Origin of the sequence: Brevibacillus sp. Leaf182 (assembly GCF_001423865.2) — a bacterium.
GTDB classification, from domain to species: domain Bacteria; phylum Bacillota; class Bacilli; order Brevibacillales; family Brevibacillaceae; genus Brevibacillus; species Brevibacillus brevis_C.
The window spans coordinates 359,020-384,027 of sequence record NZ_LMPN02000023.1; the positions used below are offsets into that span (position 1 = coordinate 359,020).

Consider the following 25,008-nt stretch of genomic DNA (forward strand, 5'->3'; position numbering starts at 1 on the left):
ACAGCAATATGTAACGTCTGTACCAATCTAGATCAGTATAATAGGTTAACAAAATAAAATAATATTATGACAAGGAGAATGAATAATATGGCAATAAAAACACTTGAAAATGCAAAGCTGTTTATAGATGAGTTTAAATAAGATGCTGAGTATGGGAAAAAGAAAATCAATCAAATGTAAAATTGCGTTAATAAAGGGGGAAATCTCGAATCACAAGAGTAATTAAATTATTGAGCAACCAGAAAATGAGGGATGATTCGTGTCAATTTTACAAGGGTGATGGAAGATCAGAATAGCCTTCTAATCCTTTAAAAGGCTATTATGAATGCTTTGTAAAATGGTGTACAATCAACAATTTCAATGTGTATAAAAGAGAAAAAGGAAATGAATAGATACTGTCCTTGTCTTCATAACAAATTGGGAAAGGGAAGGTTTATGAGCAAAAATAGTGATGTAAATTTCACCTTTGAAGGATATGTTAAGTTCCATCGTGAGATAGAGAAGCAGATTCAAGAAGTAGTCTCATCTTCTATATCATTTCACGAGACTTCCAAAAAGCTAATGGAGAAAAGAAAAAACACTCCAAAAGCTATGGGATATTTTGAAGGAAAGTATCCAAACAGAAATGCTTTACAGGACGAGTATTCGGAAATCGACATTACAAGTAGAATTTATTTTGATGAAGATAATGCAGTTGGAATATATGCCTTTATTATTTCTAAGGATGATAGGTCTGAAATAAACGAGAAAGAATTCTCAACTAGTTGGTTAAATCATCGACAAAAAAATGCTGATATGAAAATTCCAGCATATTATGAAGAGCGTTTTAACATATCAAAAGTGGCTTCATCAAATCATCAAAAATTTGGTTATAGTAAAATGCTTTATATCGGTAAGCATGAAAGTGACTTAAAAAGTCGTTTATCACAACATATTAGTTACTCATCTAAAACTACATATTCATTGCATTTAGACCTCTTTTTACAAAATAACCCCAATTATAAGATATACTATACAGTCCTTTATTCTACTGCAGAGAAAGCGAAAGACTTGAAAGTTATATTACCTCTTTTAGAGAAGGCTTTACATCGTCAATTTAATCCTCTAGTCGGAACAAGTAGGTAAAGTTATATGAAATTGTAGATTAATGAATAAAAGTATTTCTAGAAAAAATAGAGGGGGAGTAGACATGAACAAAGCTTATAAATTTAGAGTTAGAATTAACGGAGAGTATTTTAAAACATTTTATTATCATAATGCGAATGGTGGTAAAAGCTCAATAAAAAGGAAGTTGAATAGAGTATTAAAAAATCATTCACGAGAGACCGTTGAAATTGAAATATTTGAGAGATTGAGTAAGTATCAAGGTGAAGGAATCAGAAGCATTTGGAGAAAAAAATAAACTGATTTATTGTATTGATAAGTGACAAAGAGGTTCTAGGATGTGCACAGGTGGTCAAGATTTTCGCGATAGCTTGTGCTAAATAGAATGATTGCAAAATCGAATTACAAATGGTGATTAATCAGAAGGTAGAATTATTAATTAAAGTAATATAAATGAAGGAGGTATTACTATGATTGAGGTGGTTTGGAGCAGAATAACAGATTGTGAAGGACAAATATTTCGCCAACTTAGAGGCGGAGAATTTACATATCAAGTCAAAGGCAATGTAATTGAGTTCGATAGAACAAGTCGTTCAGTCTCAAAAAGCACCTTTCAAGAAGCACTAAAATATGTTCCAATTGAGAATACTGTGCCTTTACAAAAACTACAGGCTCCATCGTATTTGTTTGCAATATTAATGGACAATAGAATTAGAAAAAATGATTGGTAGATAGAGGTTACGAAATTGTGTATAAGAATAAAATTAGAGCTACTGAGGTTACGAGATAGCTGTGAAACGGAAACATATTATTGGAGATATCCATAGATATTTTCATGTACTTAAGCAGCTACTTGAAAAAAAAATGATAAGCCTATACGGGATATTTGATTGAATTTTTAGACTCACGGAACCCTTCCTTTGATTTATTTTTGCTACATCAAATGGGTGGATGAACGCAATAGAAAGTTTTCTTCAAGGTATTTGGACATACCCCAACTTCTAGAATAAAATCGAATCCAGAACCCAATCAAATTTGGTATTCAACAGAAGGTGATAAAATAGGAATAGATGGCGGGTGTGGCTATTCTGGTGGACAACTAAATGCGTTGGAAATCAATACGGAAGGATACAGGAACCACTTTGTAAAATGCTAAAATACACAGCCCCTACCTTAATTAAAAGGTGGGGGCTGTTTGATGCTTGCCAAATAATCGGCCATTTCCTTACTGTACAAGCCCCTTCAAGTAGTCCAGGAGCAGCGGATAGAAATGTGGTTTGAAGTGAACGCCGTTGTCCGCGTATTGGATTTTGTTGGCGGCGAAGACGGGTGACAAGTCCACGTAATCGACTTTGACTTCATCGGCCAACTGTTCAAGCGCTTGGTTGAAGTCCGTAATGTTCGCATACTGCGGCACTTGCTTCCGGGCGTCCTCGGCGACTGGCGGGATCGACAGGATGTGGAGCTTGGCCTTCGGCAGCTTGTTCCGGATGCTGCTGATCAGTTGGCGATAGCTCTCGACGAATTCCTGCTTGTCCGACAATGTAATGTCATTGCTGCCCAGCAGAATGAATACATGCTCCGGTGCCCGGCTGGCGAGTTTCTCGACATTCATGAGTGCGAGAGAGAGCGTCGCGCCGCTCGGGGCGATGACATTCGCCGTATCCACTTTGTTCAGATAGGACAACGCCCCCAGGATGGAATCCCCCAGGAAAACACTGTGCTTGAATGCTGCTTTGTAGGCTTCGTTCGTATCGGTGATCGCCGGACCGCGCGCCTGATTGGCCAGATCCGTTCGTTCCTTTAAATAGCTCAGCAGGATTGGGTAGAATGCGTTCGTGAAATGAGAGCCGTCTTCATCGTATTGAATCTTGTGCTGTTGGAAAAGGGGGGCAAGGTCAATGTAGTCTATTCCCTTCTCCTTCGCCATCTTTTGTAGGGCTGCGTTGAATGATTCGATCTGCGGGTTCATGGACGCACCGAACGGTGATGCGGCATCTACCGGCGTAATCGACAGCACGTAGACACGCGTCGCAGGCAGCAGTTCCCTTATACGATCGACCAGTTGAGTGTATTTCTGTACGAACGTCTTCTTCGCTTCCTCCGACGGTTCCCCGAGATCGTTTTGTCCCATTGATAGGAACAAATGCGACGGCTTGCGGCTCGTGATCTCTTCGATGTTGTCCAGTGTAGATTGGACCGTTGCACCCAATCCCCCCATAACGTTCGCTTCAGGCAGCAGGTCATCGTTCGTCAGTCCTCCGATAATGGAGTCGCCTACGAACAAGCTGCTGCCAAACAACTCCTGATCGCTGCCTGCAGGCGCCTGCGTCGTAGCGGGCTGAGTCTGCCCCATGTCGTCGGCTGCACCACAGGCGACGAGGGCCGATAGTATCGCCGCTGACAGAAAAATACATACCCATCGTTGTGCCATTTTCATACGCAATAACTCCTTCTTACAAGATAGCCATATCATAGAATAGAGAAATCAATATCGGGTGCAGATGAGATCAATATCAAGTGCAGACGAGTGATGTTCTCCTAATCGTCCACCATAGACAAGTCGCAATAAATGTAAAATTAAGGTAACGATAAGGTGCGATTTAGAAGCCATTAAGCTTAGCTCGTTACAATCAGGCTTGAGGTGATAGTCATGGAGCTAAAGCAGAATCGCGTTCGCATCATCGATGGCTTGCGAGGATTTAGTTTAGTAGGGATTTTGATGGCGAATATGCTGATTTTCCAGTATGGGATTTGGGGAAGCCAAGAAATGGATTTATACGCCCTCCCCGATTATGAAATGACTGCTTACAAGCTTGTGAAAATATTTGTGGAAGGCAGCTTTATGCCGATTTTTACTTTTATGTTTGGTTTTGGCATGATCAAGATGCAGCAAAGCTTGGCTACCAAAGGCTTGAGGCAAAAACGCTACCTTACCCGCAGGTTTTTGATGCTGATCGGACTTGGTTTCCTTCATTCGTACTTCCTGTGGGAAGGGGATATCTTAGGGTTTTATGGCATAATGGGCTTTTTTCTGTTGTTGTTCATGAACCGCAAACCGAAAACACTGCTCATTTGGGGGATTGTCTTACTCTGCCTCATCAGCTTAATGGGGCTTGCTCCAGAAGATCCGAATGATCCTGCGGGTATTACCGATCCAGCCCGTATGGAAGCGTATGTGGTCAAAACCATGACCGTCTATGGCACGGGTACATACGAGGAGATCGTCCATCACAGAAGCAGTGAAGATCCGCTTGGTTTGCCAGAATACATGATGATTGTTTTATTGTTGATTGCGCCGCTTATGAGCGCACCCATGTTCCTTTTTGGGATGTATGCTGCGAAGCGCCGGTGGTTCGAGAAGCCAGAGGAAGAACGAACCTCATATCTCCGAAACATGCTGATCTTCTTGCCAGCGGGACTTTTGTTAAAAGCGCTCCATGCGTATCTGCCGGGAACTTGGTTGAGTGGCGTCGGTGAGATATCGGGAGGAACCATTCTTGCCATCGGTTACATTTTCGCCTTTGTTTGGTTCTTTTCCAAAAACACGGAATCAACTTGGCTGCCAAGGTTTCAGGCCGTGGGGAAACTCTCCTTAACGAATTACCTTTTGCAAACCGTCATTTGTACGACAATTTTCTATGGCTACGGACTCGGATGGTTCGGAAAGATCGGGGTATTGGCTGGTTGCGGATTGGCGATCGTGATTTATGTGGGACAGCTTTTCGCAAGCCCGTTGTATCTAAAACGGTTCCGTTATGGCCCAGTCGAACGACTACTGCGTATGTGGACGAATTTTTCAATCTCAGGCAAGACAAAGCAACGCCCGGAAAAACCTATTTCTGCTTAGCACCAGAAAATAAAAACCAAGCGGCTGCTCTAATGGCTACTTGGTTTTTTGTTTGGTTTTTGGCCTCTAAAAATATGAATCCTCTTATCGGTCTCCATCATATACTGTAAATAGTTGGAAAAAGATGATCGGATGGGTCATCGTAAAGAACGGAGGATGGGAATTGGGACGTTTTCCAAGAGCAGTAAGGAGTCTTGTTTTCTTTAGCCTCTTTTGCTTGATCTTCCAAGCAGGCATATTCGTGCCTGTAAGCCAAGCAGCAAGTGCAGAGGAAACACCTGCCGCGGTAGAAACCACTGTAGATCTTCGTCACTTACAAGAAAAAGTCAATGAAATTAACGCCGAGAATTTAATCCAGGAAAAATATACACCCGATAGCTGGAGAAAGCTTGCGTATGCGTTGGATGCTGCAAAAGCCGTACTGACGAAGCCAAACGTCACCCAAGCAGAAATCGATGGTGCCTTGTCCGTGTTAGTCCTGGCAAGAGAAGGGCTGAAGAAGCAGGAAGGTACGGTCGACAAGAGCAAACTGCAAACGAAAGTAGAGGAAATTGCAGTGGAAAAGCTGCAAGAAAAAGATTACACGAGGGCCAGTTGGAAAGAGCTACAGAATAGACTGGGGCAGGCTTACTTTGTGCTGGATGATCCGCATGCGAGCCAGCCTGTCGTAGATGTTACCCTTGAGAAACTGATCAAAGCGAGACAAGATTTGAAGATTCAAGATGACGCGGTCTATAAAAGAGAGCTGAGGGCCAAAGCGAGAGAGATCGAGGACAAAGACTTGGATGAAGACGACTACACCAGATCGAGCTGGCGCAAGTTGGAAGATGCGCTTGAACAAGCGTGGGATGTCATTGACGATCCACATGCTACGCAGTCTGAAGTAGATGACGCTCTGTACGATTTGAGAAAAGCATGGAGAAATCTAGAGGATGATGATCGAGACAGAGGCCGGGATCGGGATAAAGACAGTAGAAAGGGTTCCTATAACACGCCGACAACCATCTTTTTCACTGGCGGTAGCCCTACAGATAAGAAAGTGGTTCTCCCTGCAACCAATATAAAAAGTAAGAGCCAACGTGGCTATATCAATGGCTATCCTGACGGAACGTTTCAACCGGATCGTACAGTGACACGCGCGGAGATAGCTGCCATTTTACTGAACGCTGAAATGGTGAGCCAGTCTTCTGTGAGTAAGGGAAGGTTCTTCGATGTAGCCGACAACTACTGGGCAGTGAATCCGATCCATCAAGTAAGTGCAGCGGGTATGATGAACGGCTACCCGGATGGCACATTCCGTCCATCTGCCAACATTACCCGAGCGGAAATAGCCGCGGTCATCTACAAGTATAAGGCCTTGCAAGGTGCGGGCGGGGGTACTGTCTTTTTGGATGTGAGGGGAAATCACTGGTCCTCTCCAATCATTGCAGCGGTTGTTGCAAAAGGCTACATGACAGGTTATCCCGACGGTACCTTCCAGCCAGAGAAAGCGCTGACTCGTGCCGAAGCTGTAACGATTCTCAATCGCGTGCTGAATCGCGTGCCGCAGAATCAAGTTGGCCCGCAAAGATGGCCGGACGTCGTACCTGGTCATTGGGCGTATAAAGAAATTGAAGAAGCATCCATTAAGTAACGATTTCGAAAAAGGACTCACCCTCCTGTAAAATAAGAGGGTGAGTTTTTTTATAATCCTGACACACATGATGTCAGGATTCGTGCATTATGATGATGACAGTTACCGAATAGGTGATGAACATGAGGAGTGTAAACAGATGAAGCTGGATCGATTACTTGCCATCACAATAGAGTTGATGTCGAAAAAACGGGTGACAGCAACAGAGCTTGCCGCCAGGTTTGAGGTCTCTGTTCGAACGATTTATCGTGATGTCGAGTTAATTAATCAAGCTGGCATTCCCGTCGTTTCATTCACGGGAGCAGATGGCGGATTCGAGCTGATGGAAGGTTTCTTCCTAACGAAGCAGCACTTCTCTGTGAAAGACTTTTCGGTCATATACAATCTTTTAAAAAGTACGGAAGGAGCTATCGGAGGAAAATATACAACACTTGTTCAGAAGCTGGGCAGCCTGCAGCCTGCTCTACTGAATGGGGGAAATAACGAATCGATCATTTTTAATCTGAGTACGGTAGAAGATGAAAAGGCCACTATTCACCCGCTTTCAGAGGCGATCCAGCAAAATCGAGTCACGACTTTCTTTTATGTGAGTGCATCAGGTACGGTCTCAGAGAGACGAGTAGAGCCGCTCCGGCTATTTTGGGAGCGTGGAGCGTGGTATCTTCAGGCGTATTGCTTGTTGCGTCAGGCCAATCGAATCTTCCGCCTTTCCAGGATGACCGCTCTTGAGGTGACAGAAATCATTTTTCAACCAAGAAACGACCAGACAAGCCAGGACGAAGAAGAAACGCAAGACTTTGAAGGGACACTCGCGCATCTCCGTTTTGATCCGTCCGTAGGGCTGCGTGTGTTGGAGCAATTCCCGGGAGAATGCACACATCACGGTACGCATATCGATTTGCACAAAGTTTTTTATAAGCGAGACTATGCGGTTTCAGTCGTATTAAGTTATGGATCAAAGGTGGAGATTATTTCCCCTGACGACTTAAAGGAAGACATATTGAAAGAAATCAAAGAGATTCAGCAACGCTACCAATAATTTGAGGAGGATGGATAACATGACGATTTTAGTAACGGGTGCAACAGGGACGGTAGGGAGACATGTGGTGGATCAGCTTTTGAAAAAAGGAGTCAAGGTGCGTGCCATTTCGCGAAATCCGGAAAAAGCCGACCTGTCAGCGGGAGTAGAGGTTGTAGCAGGGGACCTTGCTATACCAGAGAGCTTGGAAGCAGCACTGCAAGGTGTAACGGCTCTGCACTTGCTTGCATCTAGCTACACCTTTCAAACCGATCCGAAGGTAGTCGAAATGGCGGAAAGAGCTGGTGTGAAGCGCGTATCCGTATTGGTGAGTGCCACAGAAGGGCCTTTGGAAGAAGCATTGGCAAACAGTGGGATGGAATGGACTCTCCTGAAGCCTGTGGAATTCATGTCCAATGCGATTGTCGATTGGCAGGAATCGATTCGTTTGGAGGGAGTCGTGCGGGAGCCTTTTGGCAACGCTTTAAGCGCCAAAGTACACGAAGCAGATATCGCGAGTGTTTCTGTGGTGGCATTGCTTGAATCGGGACACCATGCGCAAAGTTATTTTCTTACGGGACCAGAGGCGATTACACGCATTGAATCAGTTCAGATAATTTCGAAAATTTTAGAGAGAGAAATTCGATTTGAAGAGCTTACGGAGGAGCAGGCGCGACAGAATTGGAGAGATCAGGGCTATGAAGAGGGAGATATCGACTTTTTCGTAGCCATGGGCAAAAATCCACCTGAAGTGGGTTACACGGTCTTGCCCACGGTGGAGCAAGTGACCGGAAAGCCTGCGAGAACGTTTGCCGAATGGGCATCCGAACATAAAAGCTATTTTGAATAAGGAGAGGCCGCTATGTCATATGCCATTGAAGTCACGAAGCTCAGGAAAACGTTTGGGGATCAAGAGGTGGTCAAAGGAATTGACTTGCATGTAAAAAAAGGGGAGCTGTTCGCTTTGCTCGGCCCGAATGGCGCTGGAAAAACGACAACCATCCATATGCTTTCCACGCTCCTTGCGCCAGACGGAGGAACAGCGCTGGTAGCCGGATGCGATATCGTGAAAAACGCGCAGGCTGTGCGCAAGAAAATAAGCCTGACGGGACAGTTTGCTGCCCTGGACGAAGGATTAACCGGATTGCAAAATTTGATCCTGATTGGCAGATTGTTTGGCTACTCTGCGAGGGAGGCCCGTACAAAAGCAAGCGAGCTGCTTCATACCTTTGGGCTTGCAGATGCCATGGATCGTACGGTAGAAAACTATTCTGGCGGGATGCGGCGACGATTAGATATCGCCGCTAGCGTCCTCACGCAGCCGGAGCTTATTTTTCTGGATGAGCCTACCACGGGTCTCGACCCGCAAAGTCGGCAACAAGTATGGGAAGTCGTCCGTACGCTTTTGAAATCAGGCACCACTGTGCTATTAACGACCCAATATCTAGAAGAAGCCGATCAATTGGCAGACCGGATCGCGGTGATCGATAAAGGAACGATGATTGCAGAAGGGACACCTGAGCAGTTAAAAGCCTCGGTGGGAGGAAAGACGTTGACGGTTCGATTGACCGAACATCTGAACAAGGAATGGACAAGCCGTCTTGTGGAAGAACATCTTCGATTGCCGATTTATCCAGATCAAGATGACCCGCATGTTTTAAGAATCCCGGTAAAAGAAGCGAGTCTGGCAAACCAAGCAATCGGGATGCTTCTGGCTAATGATGTTTCTATCGAGCATTTTTCCCTGAGTGACCCGAGTCTGGAAGAGGTGTTTTTGGCCCTGACTCATGCCGAAAAGAAGGAGGCCATCCTATGAACGCAAGTCATACGCTTAGTACCTTTGCGGCGATCCGCATCTTTATGTGGCGCACATGGCAAAACACGCAGAACAACCTTTTCATATTTTGTATGGATGCGATCCTCTCACCTGTGATGATGCTGCTTATTTTTACTTATTTGTTCGGCGGAGCCATCGCTGGTTCTACGGCAGCGTATCTCCAGTTTTTTCTGCCAGGTGTACTTGTGTTGACCATCCTTCCGATGACGGTCTATAGCGGGACGACCATCTGTCAGGATATTGCGAAGGGCGTTTATAACCGTTTTCGTACCATGCCCTTTTGGCAGCCAGTGTCTGTCATCGGTCCATTACTGACAGATGGACTACGTTATACGATTGCGATACTCGTCGCCTTTGGGACAGGAATGCTGCTTGGGTTTCGTCCAGAAGGCGGCATAATCGGCGCGACACTTGCGATGTTGTATCTCATTTTCTTCGCCTTTAGTGTGAGCTGGATTTTTTCCATGATCGGTATTTTGGCAAAGCGACCGGAGACGGTATCAGGTTCAAGTATGTTTTTTGTGTACCCATTGCTTTTTGCCAGCACGATCTTCGTAGATTCTTCCACCATGCCAAAATGGATGGGGACAATCGTCAATCTCAACCCGATCAGTATCGCAGTAGGGACGGTTCGAGGATTGATGGGGGGAACAGCTAATCTGTCTGATGTTTTGGTTGGAATCGGATTATGTCTACTTCTGATTGTCATCTTTGCTCCGTTAACAATGCGTCTTTATTTGACTAAACCCAATCGATAACGTGCGGATTCAAAGGAAAAGCGTCGACGATCAATGTCGATGCTTTTTATGTATAGTGAAAATTGTGGTATAATCTACCATTAAGATAGAATGGCATAAAATCATTCAGCTTAGAATCGAGAGGAGAAAGTTTCATGAAAGTAAACAAATGCTGGAGCAAACTGACTCGCTGGGCGGGTACAGGTGCACTCAGTTTGGCGCTTTTACTAGGGTATGTGCTTCCAGTCCACGGGCAGACTCCCGTAGCTCCCATAATCAGTCCTTGGTCGGTAACAACGTTGAACGATGGGGAGAAATACGGAATTTTCCCACTGGCGTGGTATGAAGACGGTTCTTTTCAGCAATCGATTCCTGCTGACAAGTTTCTTACCTTGATGGAAGGAACAGCGAAAAAGCTGGATCTTCTGGGACTGAAGAAGAAGAACGCTTCCTTGTCCACTCCGACAGATAAGGTCATTACGAGAGAAGCAGTCATTACTTCTTTGTACAAACTTTTGGCGAACTACGAACTGCCAGCAGCGTTCGAAATGACCGGGGGTAACCCGATTGACTACATGAAGAAAAAAGGTGTGGTCAAAGGGACAAGCGCAGGTCTCGAGTTGAATCAGCCAAGCACGGTTGAACAAGCGACGGTGATGGCGAGCCGACTGGTCGAGTTCGCATACGATACGGTGGGTGGCGGTGCCGAAGGTCTCATGTGGAAAGTGACCAACGGCAAAAACACCATGTACTTGCTTGGCTCGATTCACATGGGGATCGCAGATATGTACCCGATGCAAAAAGACATCCGGGAAGCGTATGAAGAATCGGATGAACTGTGGGTGGAAGCCGATATTATCAACGGTGACAATGACTATCTAACACAAAAGATGGTATATACGGATGGCACCACATTGAAGGATCATGTATCCGCTGAGACGTACCAAAAGGTGCAAAAATTACTTGCCAAGCTGCAACTGCCAGCCAATTCTTTTGACGCCTACAAGCCGTTTGCTGTTTCGTTGTCTGTGCCAACACTTGGTTACGTAGACAGTGAAACGGATGTTCAGTTTGCGTTGCTAACAGGCATCGACAGGTACTTCCTGACGAAGGCGATGCTGGATGAGAAGCCGATCAATGAGCTGGAAGGCATTAAGCTGCAAGCGGACTTGCTGTCAGGTGTACCAGCAGAACAGCAAGAGAAAGAATTGAACATCGTGTTGGATAGCGCTATGGCTGAAAAAGGGCTGGAGGAAAGCGCAAAACTATTAAAAGACATGCAGACAGAATGGGTAGAAGGAGATCTGAATGGCTTTACCCAGATCATGACGACGCATGGCGATTTCGGTGAAGGCGAAGTGAATCAGCGTCTGCTTGGTGAGCGAGATAAAAACATGGCTATGAAACTGGCAGAAGTGTTGGAAAAAGAAGGGGAAACAACTTCCTTTGTCGTGGTAGGTGCTGCTCACTTCTCAATGAAAGGTATGGTTATCGATCATTTGAAAGCCAAGGGCTATCACGTACAACAATTGCAATAAGAGCTAGAATAGGAAGTGTCGGCGCGCAGGCTGGCACTTCTTTTTTGTTTGCTGAAAAATTGCTTACCCTGACAAGTGTTGCTAACAATATCCAGCGAATAGTAAAATTATACTATCTTGGCATACATAGGAGGTATTTTGCGTGGGCTTGTTTGATATGTTTAAGACAGACAAAGGGGAAGAAATGACCCCTCATTTTGGATTCGCATGTTCCTTGCTCTACATGATGAAATCGGATGGAGAAATGGATCACGAGGAAATCGGTCAATTGCTCGCTGTATTGGGCGGCGAAGAAAGCAACGGCGTGATTGGTGTAGGTGCTAATAACAGACAGTTGCTCGATAACGCAATGAAATATACACGCAATAACTCCATCGAGAAATTCCTGAGCGAAGTAACTCCATTGCTTACAGATGCTCAAAAAATGTGCATCCTGGTTAACCTGATCGATTCCTCCCTGGCAGATGGGCAACCTGAGCGTGAAGAACAAGAGTTGTTTGGCAAGTTCTTGACGGCGTTTGGTATTTCGGAAGATCGTTTCCGTCCATTCTTTGAAGTAATCGTGTTGAAAAATGACCGTGGTGTGTTCGTGAATCAAAACCATCCAAAGAACCAGCCAGGTTACAGAGTTACGCTTCCTGTTTAATCTTTGATACGAATTCAGAACCTTCTCATTTGAGAAGGTTTTTTCGTTTTTAGAAAAAGACAGTTCCCCAAAAGAGCAATATAGAAGAAATGTCGCCGCTTTGATTGTGCTACGATCTGCTTAGGAAAAAAATGAAAGGTGGGACCCCCATGCGGAGTCAAATTTCCAAAACACGTCTTTGGATTGCACGGATTATGAGCGGACTTGTCATTCTTTTTATGCTTTTTGACGGTGTATTCAAACTCATCCAACCTGCTCCTGTCGTAGAGGGAACCCTCGTACTTGGCTATGCGGAGCATCACATTGGCTTAATTGGAATTCTCGCCCTTGTATCAACGGTGTTGTATGCTATTCCCCGTACAGCAGTTTTGGGTGCGCTTCTGTTGACTGGATTTTTCGGTGGGGTCATTGCTACCCAGATCCGTGTAGATGCACCACTCTTTTCCCATACGCTGTTTGCTGTCTACCTTGCTATTTTGATGTGGGGCGGATTGTGGCTGCGGGATGAGCGAGTGCGAAAACTGCTGTTCACGGTCAAAGAAGAAAAGTGATAAACCGCCAGCAAGGGATACGAACAACCATTGAAACTGCCAATCGTTGACAGATAAAATTGCATGTGGTAGGATGGTCACAACTTTATCAGGGACGGAGGGTTACGTGTGGCAAATTAATTTTTCGATACTTTATTCGCACAACACAATCGATGAAATAGTGAGAAAAGGCTATGTTGTGTGCATACGAATCGGAAAATGGATTGCCGCTACGGTAACCCAATTGAATCATGGACAAATGGGAGTGAGGAAGGCAAGCGTGATGACCTCCTTTCTTTGCATGATCTGTGAAGAGAATGGAACCAAGCCTGTACAATCAGATACTGGCATCTGATGTACGTGGTTTTCGTTTCTTCTTCCTTTTTCGATGACGTAAGCACAGGCAGCCTAGCCTGTGTTTTTTTATTTTCGTTCGTTGAGGAGGAAAACTTACAATGGCAGAACAGATTTTAAAAGTAAACGGTGTGGAAATATGTGCGGAAAGCTTTGGAAAGCCGACAGATCCGGCGATTTTGCTGATTATGGGAGCCCAGATGTCCATGCTTTGGTGGGAAGAAGAATTTTGTCAGAGAATAGCCGATGCTGGACGCTTTGTTATTCGTTTTGATAATCGGGATGTCGGACGCTCCACGACCTACGAGGTTGGTCAACCGGGTTATACGTTTGAAGATATGGCGGATGATGCGGTTCACGTCCTTGATGCATTCGGCGTACAGCAGGCGCACTTCGTTGGTATGTCAATGGGCGGAATGTTGACACAAATGATTGCATTGCGGCATCCTGAAAGAGTTCAAACAATCACATTGCACGCAACGTCCAATTTTGCTCCTGGCCTACCACCAATCGATGAGAAGCTGATGGAGTTTTTCAGCAAGATGGGGGAGATCAACTGGGAGGATGAACAAGAGGTTTTAGCAGCGGCAGTGGCGAGTTCGAAAGTTTTGATCGGCTCCAAGCATCCTTTTGACGAGGCCCGTGTTCGTGAATTGGCGCAAATCGATATCGCCAGAAGCAACCATTATGCGAGTAGAAACAATCACGCCTTTGTGACGGCCAGTGAACCGTACTTGTTGCGGACAGCGGAAATCGCTGTACCAGCTCTCGTAATTCACGGTACAGAAGACTTGCTCATCCCTTTCGCGCATGCGCTACATCTTGCGAACACCATTCCGGGAGCAGTCTTGCTCACGTTGGAAGGGACAGGGCATGAGCTTCCACATGGGGATTGGGATGTCGTTATCGAAGCGATTTTGAAACATACGCATACGCAAGAAAAGGAAGCGTAATGACACTCCTTCTCTTCGCAGAGCGCAAGGTTCAAAATCGAAGAGGGGAACGAAAAAAACGGAGCGGAAAACAGGAAGTAACCCTGCTTTCTCTCCGTTTTTTGTAGCGGAATGGGGTATTTCCTTCTGTGGAAGGAAACAGCACGATATTTATGGAATCGTTTTCGCTTATGCTCTCGGGCTAACGAGAATTTTCACCTGGTTTTTCTCTTTCAGCAGGGCTTCAAAACCATGCTCCACGATGTCGTCGAGCTTGATGCGCTGTGTGACCAGCTTGTCTGCTGGGAAAAAGCCTTTTTCCATCAGGCTGATGACGGCAGGGAATACGTCACGGTAGCCGATAATGCCTGTCATATTGCGTTCTTTCATGACGATGTGATTCGGTTTGATTGACGCTTCTCTTTCGAAGATGCTGACGATCATGATTTGTCCAGCGATTTTGGTAGATTCGATGGCTTGCGTGAGGACAGGAGGCACGCCTGTGACTTCAAAGGCGATATCTGCGCCGCCATTTGTCCGGTTGTGAATTTCCTGGACTACGTCGTATTCTTTTGGATCGATGACGATGGCGCCTAGCTCAGTTGCCTTGTTTTTGCGTTCAGGGGACAGCTCCACTGCATAAATCTCAGCCGCACCTGCTGCTTTTAGTGCTTCGATGACAAGCAAGCCGATAGGACCGGCGCCGAATACGACAGCTTTGTCACCAGCTTTCAACTGACTCGAGCGAACTGCATAAAGGGCTACGGCAGATGGCTCCACAAGAGCGCCTTGCTCATAAGAGAGACTGTCTGGGATTTTGTGGACCATGTGCTCATCGCAAGCCACGTATTCCGAGAAGCCGCCACCACCGCCGGCCAAACCAAGGAAGCCCATTTTTTCGCAAAGATTGTATTTGCCTTGTCTGCACGCAGCGCATGTTCCGCAAGCGAAAACCGGCTCGACAACGACGCGATCGCCAACCTTGATAGTGGTTACGCCTTCCCCGATTTCCACTACTTGTCCGGAAAATTCATGCCCCATTACGATCGGGGCTTTTTCGCCTGTAAGAGGATGTTCAGCTCCCTGTGGGATGAAGATCGGGCCAGCTACGTATTCGTGCAAGTCGCTTCCGCAAATACCGCACCACTCGACTCTGATTTTCACTTTACCTTTGGATGCAATCGGTTCCGAAATGGTTTCCAAACGGAGGTCTTTCAAACCGTGCCAACGTAATGCTTTCATATCTGCCATCTCCTCGTTCGATTTGGTTTCTATATGAAATTCAGCAAGTAAAATAGGAAACGTTTCCGAAAACAATATGCCATAGGTTTTGCATCTTGTCAATTTGATTTCCTTGGCAAGAGTTGAGGGTGGTGTGCAATCGTTTGAGGAGAGGATGTTGATTCTGGCTAAGTTGAGAAGATGTACACGTGTTGTGCAACAGGTACGGAGTTGCCTGCCATGTTTTGCTCACGCCTCGTTACCATTGGTTTTGTGTATGCTATAATAGCGGTAGGAAACCATATTTTAGCTCGGAAACATAGAAAACGATTCCGATATGGAAAGGAAAGCAAGGCGTTGGATACCAAAAATAAAGTGACAATAGAAGACGTTGCGAAGAAGGCTGGCGTAGGAATTGCAACGGTATCGAGGGCCATCAATGACAGCGGGGGAATCAGTCCGAAGACGAAAGCGTTGATTCTTGAGGTGATCGATGAGCTGGGTTTTATTCCGAACACTTCTGCACAAAGTCTAAAGGTGCGCCAAACCTATCAAATCGCACTGGCTGTTCCTGACATTCGCAATGCAATTATTCCAGATATCGCCTGGTCAGTCGAGCAAGCGGCCAAGCAGCATGGCTACCGCGTCGTACAAATTAATACAGCAGGAAATGCCCGAATGGAGCTTGAGACTGTGCGTGAGGTCAAAAAGCTGCATGTAGATGGGTTAATTATCATGCCGCTCGCCTATCCGAAGACATTGGTCCAGATGATTAACAAAGCGAGTGTTCCGGTTTCGATTATTAATTATGGAAAAAGGCTCGAGGACAATGTGAAAGCAGATGTGGTCAGCATGGCCCGTCAAGAGGGTCGACTCGTCATGGAGCATCTGATCAAAATTGGCCGTACGCGAATCGCTTACGCAGGTGCGCCGAAGGACAAGATCGAGGAGCGGTATTTTGCCTATGAGGCGTCGCTTCAGCACGTCGATCCTTCGCTAGTGTATTTTGGTGAGGACTTCTCGTTTGAGACGGGGCTTCGCGCTGCGGATTACTTTTATAGCCTGAAAAACATGCCAGACGCTATCTATGCGGTCAATGACATGGTGGCCATCGGGATTGTGAATCGTTTCAAGGAGCTCGGCGTCCGCGTGCCAGAAGATGTCGCGGTCGTGGGAATCGATAACAATGTGTGGACGACAATTACGACTCCGCAGATCAGTTCTGTTTCGATCATGGGGGAAGAGGTGGCACGGCTGGCGACTGAGCTTTTGCTGAAACGGATTCGAGAGCAGGGGGCAGGCGCGTACGAGCGCGTGCAGTTCGAGCCACGGCTGATTGTAAGGGAGTCCAGTGTGGCGGTTATCCGTAAATCCTCGTTGGATACGTAGAGCATTTTCAGAAGAAAAGCCGAGTGAATGACAGGTGATCGGTGATGATACCTGGCGTTTCCTCGGCTTTGTGTTTAAGGCAATATGGCAAACGAACGAACAGGAAATCCGGAGGCTTTTTCAGGCTTTGGTGTAATGTTTACAATGACAGCACCTTTGGCCGGAAGCTTGTCGAGATTTTTGAGCAGCTCAACTTGATAGGTGTCTTGATCGAGCACGAAATATTCACCCAAAAGCGCCCCGTTTTTTCGGTAATCGATCGTCGCATCCGTATCGAAGGTTTCGTGACCGACTGCTTTGATTTGTCTTTCCGTGAATAAAAATTGTAAAGCCTCCAAAGACCAGCCCGGAGCGTGGTTGTTGCCATCTGCATCCTTATTGTTGAAGGTTTCCACATCTGGCCAGCGTTTGCTCCAATCTGTGCGCAAGGCGACGAAGGAACCGCTCTCGATTTGTCCATGCTCGGTTTCAAAACGCAAGATGTCTTCCACGGAAAGCGAATAGTCGTTGTTGGCTTCCGCCTCTTTTGATTTGTCGATGACGACGAGCGGCAATACGAGTTCCTTCAGCTCGATCTCGTCCAGGTAACGCTTGTTGCGCACAAAGTGAATCGGTGCATCCAAGTGCGTACCGTACTGTCCAGGAAAAGAGAAGCGCTGGGCAAAGAAGCCGTCGTCATGTGTGAACAACGTTTGGAATTCGGCGGCGTCAAAGGCATGGAAGTGCGGAGATTCCGGACCGAATGTGTGCGTGAGATCTACCCATTCCTTTTGTTTTAACAGGGTAATTGCTTGAATCAAATCGTTTGCCATGTACCCACCTCGTTAATGATTTTAGAATTTTCGCACTTGTACAACCAAGTTTATCCAATACTTTATCGGTTCTAATTCCGAGTGTCAATATCGCAATAATATGAATGAATGGTTTAACGCAAAATAGCAATCGGGAAGAAGCCTTTGTGCATGATTCTGCTATTCTTAAAGGAGAAGAATGAGTATCATCCAAACAAAACGCGAAGGAGAAATTCCCATGACAAAAGAGCTTTGGATCAATTTGCCCGTCAAGGACCTCGAAAAGTCCAAATCGTTTTTTGCCGCACTCGGATTCTCTTTTCATCCTCGCCATGAGAACAGCAAAGATATGGCGGGCTTGGTGATTGGCGAAAAAAACATGCTCATCATGCTGTTCCCGGAGGCTACCTTCCAAACGTTTACGCAAAATGAGCTGGCAGATACGAAGCGTGGAACAGAAGTGTTGTTTTCGATCGATGCCGAGAGCAGGGAAGAAGTGGATGAGTTGATGCGTCAGGTGGTAGAGGCTGGGGGCACTGTTTTCAGTGAGCCGCGGGAGCATGGTCCGGGGATGTACGGAGCAGGCTTCGCTGATTTGGATGGTCATCGGTGGAATGTGCTGTATATGGATATGAGACTGATATCGACAGAATAGAGAATCGTACCCCTGAGAAATCAGGGGTTTTTGCATGAACAAGTAAAAAATTCATGTTCTATTAAGGTTGTATAGAAATGCGATTAAGATTGGTCGTTTACTCTTTTAGAGAAGGAAATAAGGGTAAAGGAGAGGAGCAATCTTATGAAAATGTTTTCGAAGTTACAGACATTAATGGCGACTGTACTTGTAACTACTATGAGCGTCAGCCTTGTAAGCGGAGTTGTTTCTCCAACCAAAGTGTTCGCATCTTCTGTATCTGGGCCGGATGATCCGAGAGAGGTAGAGCAATTTGCAGATGAATTTTTTAACCAGTCAGAAATTAAGAACAACATGGCAGGAGCTACGTTTGTAGTTGTAAAAGGAGACAAGGTTCTTTTTAAAAAAGGGTATGGATATGCGGATGTAGAGAAGAAGATTCCGGTCGATCCTGATCGGACTGTATTCCGTGTAGCGTCAGTATCCAAGGTTATTACAGCTACAGCCGTTATGCAATTGGCGGAGCAAGGAAAAATAGATTTGAACAAAGATGTATCCGCATATATGGGGGGTGCCCAGATTCCGAATAAGACAGGCACTCCTCTTACAATGAAACATCTGTTAACGAACTCCACTGGATTTGACTTTGGAGACACTTCTGACGGTTCAACAACCGACTTGAAACGGGAGGTTTCTTTAAAGAAATTCGTTATGGACAATCTCCCAAATGTCATTCGCAAGCCAGGAGAGTTTTACAGATATGACAACCTCGGCTTCACCATTCAAGGTTATGTTGTAGAACAAGTAGCAGGAAAACCATTTGGAGAATACGTGCAGGAACGCATCTTTAAGCCACTTGGCATGGAAAATAGTGATTTTCGACTGACGCCATCAATAGTCAAAGAGTTGGCTGTGCCTTATAATCTTATCGGACAGCCGATCCCGACTTATGCAATGGTACCAACTGAGCTTCCTGATGGTGGAATGCTCTCAACTGGTTCTGATATGGCTAAATTCATGATTGCTCATCTCAATAAAGGAAAGCTTGGGAATGCGACGATTATGGAAGAAGAAACGGCGGCAGAAATGCAGAGACCTCATCTTTCCGTGCATCCAAAGCTGAATAACATGGCGCTTGGTTTCGAATATGCCAACCAGCAAAATTACAATGGACAATATGTTATTGAAAAAGCAGGGGATTTACAAGGATACCATACCGGGATGTGGTTGATCCCGGAAGAAAAAGTGGGAGTATTTGTTACAGTCAATAAGGACTACGAAATTCGTATACCTTTGATTAAAGCGTTTATGGATCATTACTACCCGAAAAATGAGCAGAAAAGGGGAGCGTTTGCGTTAGCGAAACAAGAACTCACGAAGTTTGAAGGGACATACAGCGATTTGCGAAACCGGATGTGGACGACTCGTATACGTGCTGAAGGCGGCAAACTCATTGTAAAAGACTCGCTGGGAGAACATGTCCTATATGAGGTGGAGCCACTCTTATTCCAGGATGAACAAGGTAGTAAAGCTGCTTTTAAGCTGAACGATCACGGAGATGTGCAGGCTTTCTATTACGAGTTAAAATCAGATAGTTGGGCAGAAAAAATGCCTGAGTCGCAACGTTATCAGGATGTGGAGAATGACCATCCATATGCGTCCTATATTTATCACCTGAGGCAGATCGGTGTCTTTGCTGATATGGAAGGAGACAATCGCTTTTCGCCCGAACGACAGATAACAAAAGGAGAGTTTGTTGGCTGGTTCATCAAGTGGAGTGGCATTGCCCCATCAAAGCATAAACCGATTTACAAGGATCTTTCAGGTAACAAGTATGCGCGGGAAATTCAAGCAGCTTACGAGTTAGGTTTACTAAAAGCATCTGTTGATGGCAAATTTTATCCGAACGAGCCATTGACGCGTCAAGAAGCAGCAACCATCGTATGGCGCATGGCATTTGGCTATCTTCATGCAGAGCCGAAAAAAGCCAAGTTGAGTGGTAGGACAGATGCTTGGGCTTTAGAGGGAGTCCATTTCGTAGTGGCAAAAGGATTATACGGACCAGAAGTGGTGAAAGGCAGAGATGGCAGTCTCGATTATAAATCAGAGCAGCTGATGGTAAGGAAAGAAGCGGCTGCGTTACTATCTCGGTTCGCAGACCAATTATTTTAGTGTACAACAAGCCGTGATTTCTTGTTTGTGCTTCGTTGAGACATGAGGCGATGGAGGGAAGTACAATCAAAACGATACTGATCATCGACGATGAAGCACAAATTCGTGAACTACTCAGTATTTATTTGAAAAATTACGGGTTTGCTACTTATGAAGCAGGTAATGGGGTTGATGCGCTGGCTGTATTCTCAAACGTGCAAATCGATCTGGTTATTGCTGATATTATGATGCCGATGATGGATGGATACGAGTTATTAAAAAAGATGCGACATATTTCCGAAGTTCCGTTTTTGTTCCTGTCCGCGAAATCGGACGATATGGATAAAATTATTGGACTGCAGCTTGGCGCTGACGACTATGTGGGGAAGCCTTTTAACCCCATAGAAGTCGTCAGCAGAGTTCAAGCGTTATTCAGAAGAATGGATGTATTTTCTAAAGGTGAAAAGCAGAACCATGAAATCATACAAATTGGTGATGTCATGCTCGATTTGGTGAGCTGTAAGCTGTACAAAAGTGGACAGCAGAAAGAAGTGACATCGTACGAGTTCAAGATTTTGTCTTTACTGATGAAGCATGCGGGGAGAGTTTTTACAAAAGCATCCATTTACGAGCATGTTTGGGGGCAGGAATACATAGGGGATGAAAACCTCATCATGGTCTATATCAGCAAACTCAGGGAGAAGATTGAGGATAACCCAAGAAAGCCAGTTTATCTTATTACGATCAGGGGGTTAGGCTACCGTTTTGAAAAAAAATGAGAGCATCCCCGACAAGCGGCCGTTAAAACAACTGTTTTTTCGGCACTATGTTGTGATAAGCGGTTTGTTCTTATGCACGATTATGATTGCTCTTTTGGGGACAGACCTGTTGATGGACAACTATTTTGATAAATCTCCTGATTTGACCCGAGTGGACGGCAGTAAAATATACCAGTACCCTTTTGAAAAGATTGATGGTCGGTTGTTAGACGAGTACGGCGGCTGGTTCGAGATCGTGGATGAATCGGGGACAGTCATCTATGTAAAAGGCAACAAGGAAGACAATATCATGACATATAACGATGGAATGCTGTACGCTAAAGTGGACATACTGCGAAATGATGATTCAATTTTCTACCATGCCTATCAAGCGCAAGGGCCAGAGGGTGAAAACTATGTTCTGTTATGGAAAATTCCTGAGCGGTCGGAAATTATATCATTGGCGCTTGGAATCTTAATAGCGTTGTTTGTCGTTCTGTTGTTCATCGCCCTTTATTTCTACACCCGGTACTCCGTCTTGCAGATGAAGAAGCCTCTCCGGCAAATTGTAGAGGGCATTAAAGAGATGGAAGGCTTCAATTATCAGAAGAGGCTTACATTTTCGGCTGAAATGGAATTTGCAGAAATCCGAGAAGCATTTAACGGAATGGCAGAACGACTACAGCAGACCTCTGCAGAGAAAGAAGCGGTAGCGAACAACAAAAGAAACATGCTGTTGCATTTGTCTCATGATCTGAAAACACCGATTACCTCTGTATTCGGGTATTCTCAGTTGTTGCTGGATAGGCCGGAGCTAGAAGAAGAGCAAAGGCGTCAGTATGTTCAATATATTAACGACAAATCGTCTTATATGGCCCATTTGATTCAAAATTTGTTCGAACTGGCAAAGCTGGAAGACCAGCACGTGAGACTGGATCAAGAAAAGGTGAATATTAGTAAGTGGTTTATGCAACTTGTTGCGGAATTTTATCCGGAAATAGAAGATAGGGGATTTCAGTTGGAAGTGAAAATTCCAGAGGAGCCGCTGTTTGTCATGTTCGACAAAATGCATATGAACCGCGTTATTACGAATTTGATCGGTAACTCGCTAAAACATAATCCGCCGGGAACGCAGCTATTCGTTTCATGCGAGAAAATAGAGACCGGCGTTGTTCTGTGGTTGGGTGATAACGGTACAGGTGTTCAAGAGAATGTTAGGGAACACATTTTTGAAGAGTTCATAAAAGGGAGTAATCCTGTGAAAGATAGCACCGGACTCGGTCTAGCCATTTGTAAAAAAATTATAACGTTACATCAGGGGACCATTCATTTGGAAAGAAATCAACGGTATACGACTCTTTTTAAAATAACTTTGCCTCTTGAATGAGAGGTTGGCTGTCACGACGGTCGTTTTTATCATCTATTAGTGCGTTAGGTGGTACAGGCTGGGTGCTTTGTTTTTAGTGAGCCTCGGGAGCAGTGTCCGGGAATGTATGGGGCGGGGTTCGCTGATTTGGATGGTCATCGCTGGACTGTGCTGTATATGGATATGAGCAAAATATAGATGGAGTAAAGGTACAATGACTGGAAAAGGAGCCTTCCAAATGGGGGCTCCTTTTCCAAAATGAGAGTGTGGGCGCGGATTATTTACTCGTATAAGTTGAGAGAGAACCGTCCGCTAATAAGACGTTGTAAGTACGGTGTAGCATCACCACTGCCTCCGCTCGTGTGAGTGGATCGTGTACAGCTATACACTACACAGGCTGATGTCAGGAAGAGATGCAAATGGTATGCTGGAGGGGTAAGGCAGGATTGGAGAAGGGGATGGTGTTATGAAAAGGACACGCAAAATCACCTCCTAAAATCATCATGTTTTCGATTTTAGGAGGGATACCCAATGAAATTTCAGCGAATCGATCTAAATAATTGGAGCAGAAAGCCTTATTTCGAGCATTATCTGAACCGAGTGAATTGCACCTTCAGTATGACTGCCAATATAGATATAACGGAATTGCTCCCCGCTCTACGGCAAAAGGGGATGAAGCTGTATCCGGCTTTTCTGTATATGGTGACAAATGTTGTCAATGCGCATCGTGAATTTCGAACTTCCTTTCATGCGAATGGCGAGTTGGGCTATTGGGAGAGCATGATACCCAGCTATACTTTTTTTCACCAGGACGATCAAACTTTTTCTACGATGTGGACGGAATTCGCTGACGAGTTCCCTATTTTTTATCAAAATTACGTAGCGGATATGAAACAGTACGGGGACAACAAAGGTCTTGTGGCGAAAGAACTGGAACCGCCTTATACGTTCCCTGTCTCGTGTATTCCCTGGGTTAGCTTCAGTGGATTTAATCTGAATATCTCGGGAGATGGGCGGTATTTGCTTCCAATCATTACAAGTGGAAAGTATTTCGAGCAAGAAGGCAAAACGTTATTGCCTGTTTCTTTACAAGTCCATCATGCGGTTTGTGATGGCTATCACGCCAGTCTGTTCATCAATGACTTGCAAAATTGGGCAACAACTTACAAGGAATGGTTAGGTGTCGAGTGAATTGGCTCGTTTGGTATGCTTCTCCTTCCTAATCTCTTCCAATCATTTATAATAACGATAGGAGAATTGGGAGGAGAAGGAATGAATAAAGAATTGGTAGGGAAAATCTTCGGCTGTATCGTTTTGGGTGCGATTATCACTGTGATCGGAGTCGTGGCGGTGGTGATGACTGCCCTGAACGCAGAGGGAAGAGTTTATTCCCTTCTTGTCGCTGTCACAACAGTTGTTTTTATCATTTACATCATCGGACAAATGTTCGCCCCACAAAAGAGTCGGTTATGGAACCGAGCCCTCTTTGTTTATTTTCTCTTTTGTACGCTGCCCGTTGCAGGATATGAGATCAGCAGCTATTACCATAACAGCATTCCTGTGGTCAGTGAGGCAGAGGTCGATCTGGAACAGTATAAACCGTTTGGTGCAGACTCTAAAATTCAAAAGCTTGATCAACCTGCGACACTGTCGTTACAGTCTGATTTGCCCAAAATAGATGGGGCGACGGCTTTATATCCGCTGTACGCTTCCTTTGTGCAGGCTGTTTATCCCGAGAAAGATTACGACCTTTACGACAGCGAAGTCATGGTAAGTAAGACGCCAAATGCGTACGAAAACTTACTGGATGGAAAAGTCGATATCATCTTTGCAGCAGGTCCTTCTGAGGAACAGCTTTTAGCAGCAAAAGAAAAAGGCGTAGAGCTAAAACTGACACCAATCGGAAGAGAAGCCTTTGTCTTTTTTGTCCATGCAGAGAATTCTGTTCAGGGTCTCACTACCCAGCAGATTCGGGGTATCTATGCGGGAGACATCATTTCCTGGGATGAAGTCGGGGGCGGGTATGAGTTTATTCGCGCCTTTCAGCGTCCTGAAAATAGCGGAAGTCAGACGATGCTCCAGAAGATCATGGGAGATAAAGAGCTCATGACCGCGCCGCAAGAAGACGTGGTAACAGGAATGGGTGGAATCATCGAGCAAACAGCCAACTACAAAAATTATTCGAATGCCATCGGTTACTCGTTCTTGTTTTATGCCACGGAGATGGTGCGAAATGGAAACATTCGTCTACTCGCAATAGATGGGGTAACGCCTAATAAGGAAACGATAAAAAACAGAGCGTATCCGTTTGCGGCCGAGTTTTATGCAGTGACTGCTGGGACGGACAATCCGAATGCAGAGAAACTGATCGAATGGATTTTGTCTCCACAGGGACAAGAATTAGTAGAAAAAACGGGTTATATTCCAGTGAAATAATAAGTAGCAAGTAAAGGAGACCCTTGGGCAATTGACCCGAGGGTTTCTGTTTCTCTCCATCTTCATTCTCAAGCTCTTGAACT

At 45.2% G+C, this 25,008-nt stretch carries 24 protein-coding genes and 1 pseudogene; 22 read left to right on the forward strand and 3 right to left on the reverse strand.

Features of this window, described 5'->3' with window-relative positions:
• Positions 1–435 precede the first annotated feature (435 nt).
• The 3 genes from ASG16_RS15100 to ASG16_RS15110 all read left to right on the forward strand — a co-directional run bounded on the left by ASG16_RS15100 (position 436) and on the right by ASG16_RS15110 (position 1,835).
• On the forward strand, positions 436–1,125 hold the full coding sequence (locus ASG16_RS15100; protein ID WP_133257447.1) for a hypothetical protein: 690 nt from the start codon (positions 436–438) through the stop codon (positions 1,123–1,125).
• Between the two features lie 64 nt (positions 1,126–1,189).
• The gene (locus ASG16_RS15105) at positions 1,190–1,402 is read left to right on the forward strand and encodes a hypothetical protein (protein ID WP_056496623.1); all 213 of its coding nucleotides are present in this window, start codon (positions 1,190–1,192) and stop codon (positions 1,400–1,402) included.
• Positions 1,403–1,574: 172 nt separating this feature from the next.
• The gene (locus ASG16_RS15110; protein ID WP_056496621.1) at positions 1,575–1,835 is read left to right on the forward strand and encodes a hypothetical protein; all 261 of its coding nucleotides are present in this window, start codon (positions 1,575–1,577) and stop codon (positions 1,833–1,835) included.
• Positions 1,836–2,329: 494 nt separating this feature from the next.
• On the opposite strand, the gene ASG16_RS15115 is transcribed toward ASG16_RS15110, so the two are convergent.
• Positions 2,330–3,544 carry a GDSL-type esterase/lipase family protein gene (locus ASG16_RS15115; RefSeq protein ID WP_056496619.1) on the reverse strand — a complete coding sequence of 405 codons (1,215 nt, stop codon included), beginning with the start codon at positions 3,542–3,544 and terminating at the stop codon, positions 2,330–2,332.
• Positions 3,545–3,757: 213 nt separating this feature from the next.
• Between ASG16_RS15115 and ASG16_RS15120 the strand changes: the two genes are divergently transcribed.
• The 11 genes from ASG16_RS15120 to mleBRB all read left to right on the forward strand — a co-directional run bounded on the left by ASG16_RS15120 (position 3,758) and on the right by mleBRB (position 14,200).
• Positions 3,758–4,954 (forward strand): DUF418 domain-containing protein, encoded by a 1,197-nt coding sequence (locus ASG16_RS15120; protein ID WP_056496616.1) that lies wholly within the window; start codon positions 3,758–3,760, stop codon positions 4,952–4,954.
• A gap of 241 nt (positions 4,955–5,195) precedes the next feature.
• Positions 5,196–6,587 carry an S-layer homology domain-containing protein gene (locus ASG16_RS15125; RefSeq protein WP_241970764.1) on the forward strand — a complete coding sequence of 464 codons (1,392 nt, stop codon included), beginning with the start codon at positions 5,196–5,198 and terminating at the stop codon, positions 6,585–6,587.
• 139 nt (positions 6,588–6,726) lie between these two features.
• A complete protein-coding gene (locus ASG16_RS15130; protein ID WP_056496610.1) occupies positions 6,727–7,626 on the forward strand; it encodes a helix-turn-helix transcriptional regulator in 900 nt (299 codons plus the stop codon).
• Between the two features lie 19 nt (positions 7,627–7,645).
• The gene (locus ASG16_RS15135; protein ID WP_056496608.1) at positions 7,646–8,455 is read left to right on the forward strand and encodes an NAD(P)H-binding protein; all 810 of its coding nucleotides are present in this window, start codon (positions 7,646–7,648) and stop codon (positions 8,453–8,455) included.
• A 12-nt stretch (positions 8,456–8,467) separates the two neighbouring features.
• Complete coding sequence (locus ASG16_RS15140) at positions 8,468–9,421, forward strand: efflux ABC transporter ATPase subunit, DrrA-related (protein ID WP_056496605.1); 954 nt, start codon at positions 8,468–8,470, stop codon at positions 9,419–9,421.
• Positions 9,418–10,200, forward strand: coding sequence for an ABC transporter permease (locus tag ASG16_RS15145; protein ID WP_056496604.1), 783 nt, complete (start codon positions 9,418–9,420; stop codon positions 10,198–10,200). Before ASG16_RS15140 ends, ASG16_RS15145 begins: the two co-directional genes overlap by 4 nt.
• Before the next feature lie 134 nt (positions 10,201–10,334).
• Complete coding sequence (locus ASG16_RS15150) at positions 10,335–11,717, forward strand: TraB/GumN family protein (RefSeq protein WP_056496601.1); 1,383 nt, start codon at positions 10,335–10,337, stop codon at positions 11,715–11,717.
• A gap of 142 nt (positions 11,718–11,859) precedes the next feature.
• On the forward strand, positions 11,860–12,363 hold the full coding sequence (locus tag ASG16_RS15155) for a tellurite resistance TerB family protein (protein ID WP_048031763.1): 504 nt from the start codon (positions 11,860–11,862) through the stop codon (positions 12,361–12,363).
• Between the two features lie 149 nt (positions 12,364–12,512).
• Positions 12,513–12,914 (forward strand): DoxX family protein, encoded by a 402-nt coding sequence (locus tag ASG16_RS15160; RefSeq protein WP_056496598.1) that lies wholly within the window; start codon positions 12,513–12,515, stop codon positions 12,912–12,914.
• Positions 12,915–13,020: 106 nt separating this feature from the next.
• Entirely contained in the window at positions 13,021–13,248 is a 228-nt protein-coding gene (locus ASG16_RS15165; protein WP_056496595.1) for a hypothetical protein, read from the forward strand.
• A gap of 100 nt (positions 13,249–13,348) precedes the next feature.
• Positions 13,349–14,200, forward strand: a complete 852-nt coding sequence (mleBRB, locus tag ASG16_RS15170; protein ID WP_056496592.1) for a BRB family alpha/beta fold macrolide esterase — start codon at positions 13,349–13,351, stop codon at positions 14,198–14,200.
• A gap of 168 nt (positions 14,201–14,368) precedes the next feature.
• Here the strand turns inward: mleBRB and ASG16_RS15175 are convergent, their stop codons facing one another.
• The gene (locus ASG16_RS15175; protein ID WP_056496589.1) at positions 14,369–15,421 is read right to left on the reverse strand and encodes a 2,3-butanediol dehydrogenase; all 1,053 of its coding nucleotides are present in this window, start codon (positions 15,419–15,421) and stop codon (positions 14,369–14,371) included.
• A 336-nt stretch (positions 15,422–15,757) separates the two neighbouring features.
• Between ASG16_RS15175 and ASG16_RS15180 the strand changes: the two genes are divergently transcribed.
• A complete protein-coding gene (locus tag ASG16_RS15180) occupies positions 15,758–16,789 on the forward strand; it encodes a LacI family DNA-binding transcriptional regulator (protein ID WP_056497386.1) in 1,032 nt (343 codons plus the stop codon).
• A gap of 74 nt (positions 16,790–16,863) precedes the next feature.
• Here ASG16_RS15180 and ASG16_RS15185 read toward each other — a convergent pair whose 3' ends face one another.
• Entirely contained in the window at positions 16,864–17,601 is a 738-nt protein-coding gene (locus tag ASG16_RS15185; RefSeq protein WP_056496586.1) for a cyclase family protein, read from the reverse strand.
• Positions 17,602–17,818: 217 nt separating this feature from the next.
• Between ASG16_RS15185 and ASG16_RS15190 the strand changes: the two genes are divergently transcribed.
• The 7 genes and pseudogenes from ASG16_RS15190 (at position 17,819) to ASG16_RS15225 (ending at position 24,925) form a co-directional block, all read left to right on the forward strand.
• On the forward strand, positions 17,819–18,235 hold the full coding sequence (locus ASG16_RS15190) for a VOC family protein (protein ID WP_056497383.1): 417 nt from the start codon (positions 17,819–17,821) through the stop codon (positions 18,233–18,235).
• Between the two features lie 144 nt (positions 18,236–18,379).
• Positions 18,380–20,386 carry a serine hydrolase domain-containing protein gene (locus ASG16_RS15195; RefSeq protein WP_056496583.1) on the forward strand — a complete coding sequence of 669 codons (2,007 nt, stop codon included), beginning with the start codon at positions 18,380–18,382 and terminating at the stop codon, positions 20,384–20,386.
• Between the two features lie 50 nt (positions 20,387–20,436).
• Positions 20,437–21,144 carry a response regulator transcription factor gene (locus ASG16_RS15200; RefSeq protein ID WP_198674226.1) on the forward strand — a complete coding sequence of 236 codons (708 nt, stop codon included), beginning with the start codon at positions 20,437–20,439 and terminating at the stop codon, positions 21,142–21,144.
• Positions 21,131–22,510: a HAMP domain-containing sensor histidine kinase gene (locus ASG16_RS15205; RefSeq protein ID WP_056496576.1), complete on the forward strand. Its 1,380-nt coding sequence runs from the start codon at positions 21,131–21,133 to the stop codon at positions 22,508–22,510. The genes ASG16_RS15200 and ASG16_RS15205 overlap by 14 nt, the downstream gene beginning before the upstream one ends.
• Before the next feature lie 51 nt (positions 22,511–22,561).
• Positions 22,562–22,687, forward strand: a pseudogene (locus tag ASG16_RS31235) (VOC family protein); the annotation flags it as partial.
• Between the two features lie 333 nt (positions 22,688–23,020).
• A complete protein-coding gene (catA, locus tag ASG16_RS15220) occupies positions 23,021–23,680 on the forward strand; it encodes a type A chloramphenicol O-acetyltransferase (RefSeq protein WP_056496573.1) in 660 nt (219 codons plus the stop codon).
• A gap of 81 nt (positions 23,681–23,761) precedes the next feature.
• Positions 23,762–24,925, forward strand: a complete 1,164-nt coding sequence (locus ASG16_RS15225) for a PstS family phosphate ABC transporter substrate-binding protein (protein ID WP_056496571.1) — start codon at positions 23,762–23,764, stop codon at positions 24,923–24,925.
• Positions 24,926–25,008 lie beyond the last annotated feature (83 nt).

Coding starts and splice junctions, on each gene's coding strand:
- ASG16_RS15225 (WP_056496571.1), top strand. CDS start 23,762: ATGAATAAAGAATTGGTAGGGAAAATCTTCGGCTGTATCGTTTTGGGT.
- ASG16_RS15120 (WP_056496616.1), top strand. CDS start 3,758: ATGGAGCTAAAGCAGAATCGCGTTCGCATCATCGATGGCTTGCGAGGA.
- ASG16_RS15150 (WP_056496601.1), top strand. CDS start 10,335: ATGAAAGTAAACAAATGCTGGAGCAAACTGACTCGCTGGGCGGGTACA.
- ASG16_RS15135 (WP_056496608.1), top strand. CDS start 7,646: ATGACGATTTTAGTAACGGGTGCAACAGGGACGGTAGGGAGACATGTG.
- ASG16_RS15130 (WP_056496610.1), top strand. CDS start 6,727: ATGAAGCTGGATCGATTACTTGCCATCACAATAGAGTTGATGTCGAAA.
- ASG16_RS15175 (WP_056496589.1), bottom strand. CDS start 15,421: ATGAAAGCATTACGTTGGCACGGTTTGAAAGACCTCCGTTTGGAAACC.
- ASG16_RS15140 (WP_056496605.1), top strand. CDS start 8,468: ATGTCATATGCCATTGAAGTCACGAAGCTCAGGAAAACGTTTGGGGAT.
- ASG16_RS15145 (WP_056496604.1), top strand. CDS start 9,418: ATGAACGCAAGTCATACGCTTAGTACCTTTGCGGCGATCCGCATCTTT.
- catA (WP_056496573.1), top strand. CDS start 23,021: ATGAAATTTCAGCGAATCGATCTAAATAATTGGAGCAGAAAGCCTTAT.
- ASG16_RS15100 (WP_133257447.1), top strand. CDS start 436: ATGAGCAAAAATAGTGATGTAAATTTCACCTTTGAAGGATATGTTAAG.
- ASG16_RS15190 (WP_056497383.1), top strand. CDS start 17,819: ATGACAAAAGAGCTTTGGATCAATTTGCCCGTCAAGGACCTCGAAAAG.
- ASG16_RS15115 (WP_056496619.1), bottom strand. CDS start 3,544: ATGAAAATGGCACAACGATGGGTATGTATTTTTCTGTCAGCGGCGATA.
- mleBRB (WP_056496592.1), top strand. CDS start 13,349: ATGGCAGAACAGATTTTAAAAGTAAACGGTGTGGAAATATGTGCGGAA.
- ASG16_RS15160 (WP_056496598.1), top strand. CDS start 12,513: ATGCGGAGTCAAATTTCCAAAACACGTCTTTGGATTGCACGGATTATG.
- ASG16_RS15200 (WP_198674226.1), top strand. CDS start 20,437: ATGGAGGGAAGTACAATCAAAACGATACTGATCATCGACGATGAAGCA.
- ASG16_RS15185 (WP_056496586.1), bottom strand. CDS start 17,601: ATGGCAAACGATTTGATTCAAGCAATTACCCTGTTAAAACAAAAGGAA.
- ASG16_RS15105 (WP_056496623.1), top strand. CDS start 1,190: ATGAACAAAGCTTATAAATTTAGAGTTAGAATTAACGGAGAGTATTTT.
- ASG16_RS15110 (WP_056496621.1), top strand. CDS start 1,575: ATGATTGAGGTGGTTTGGAGCAGAATAACAGATTGTGAAGGACAAATA.
- ASG16_RS15195 (WP_056496583.1), top strand. CDS start 18,380: ATGAAAATGTTTTCGAAGTTACAGACATTAATGGCGACTGTACTTGTA.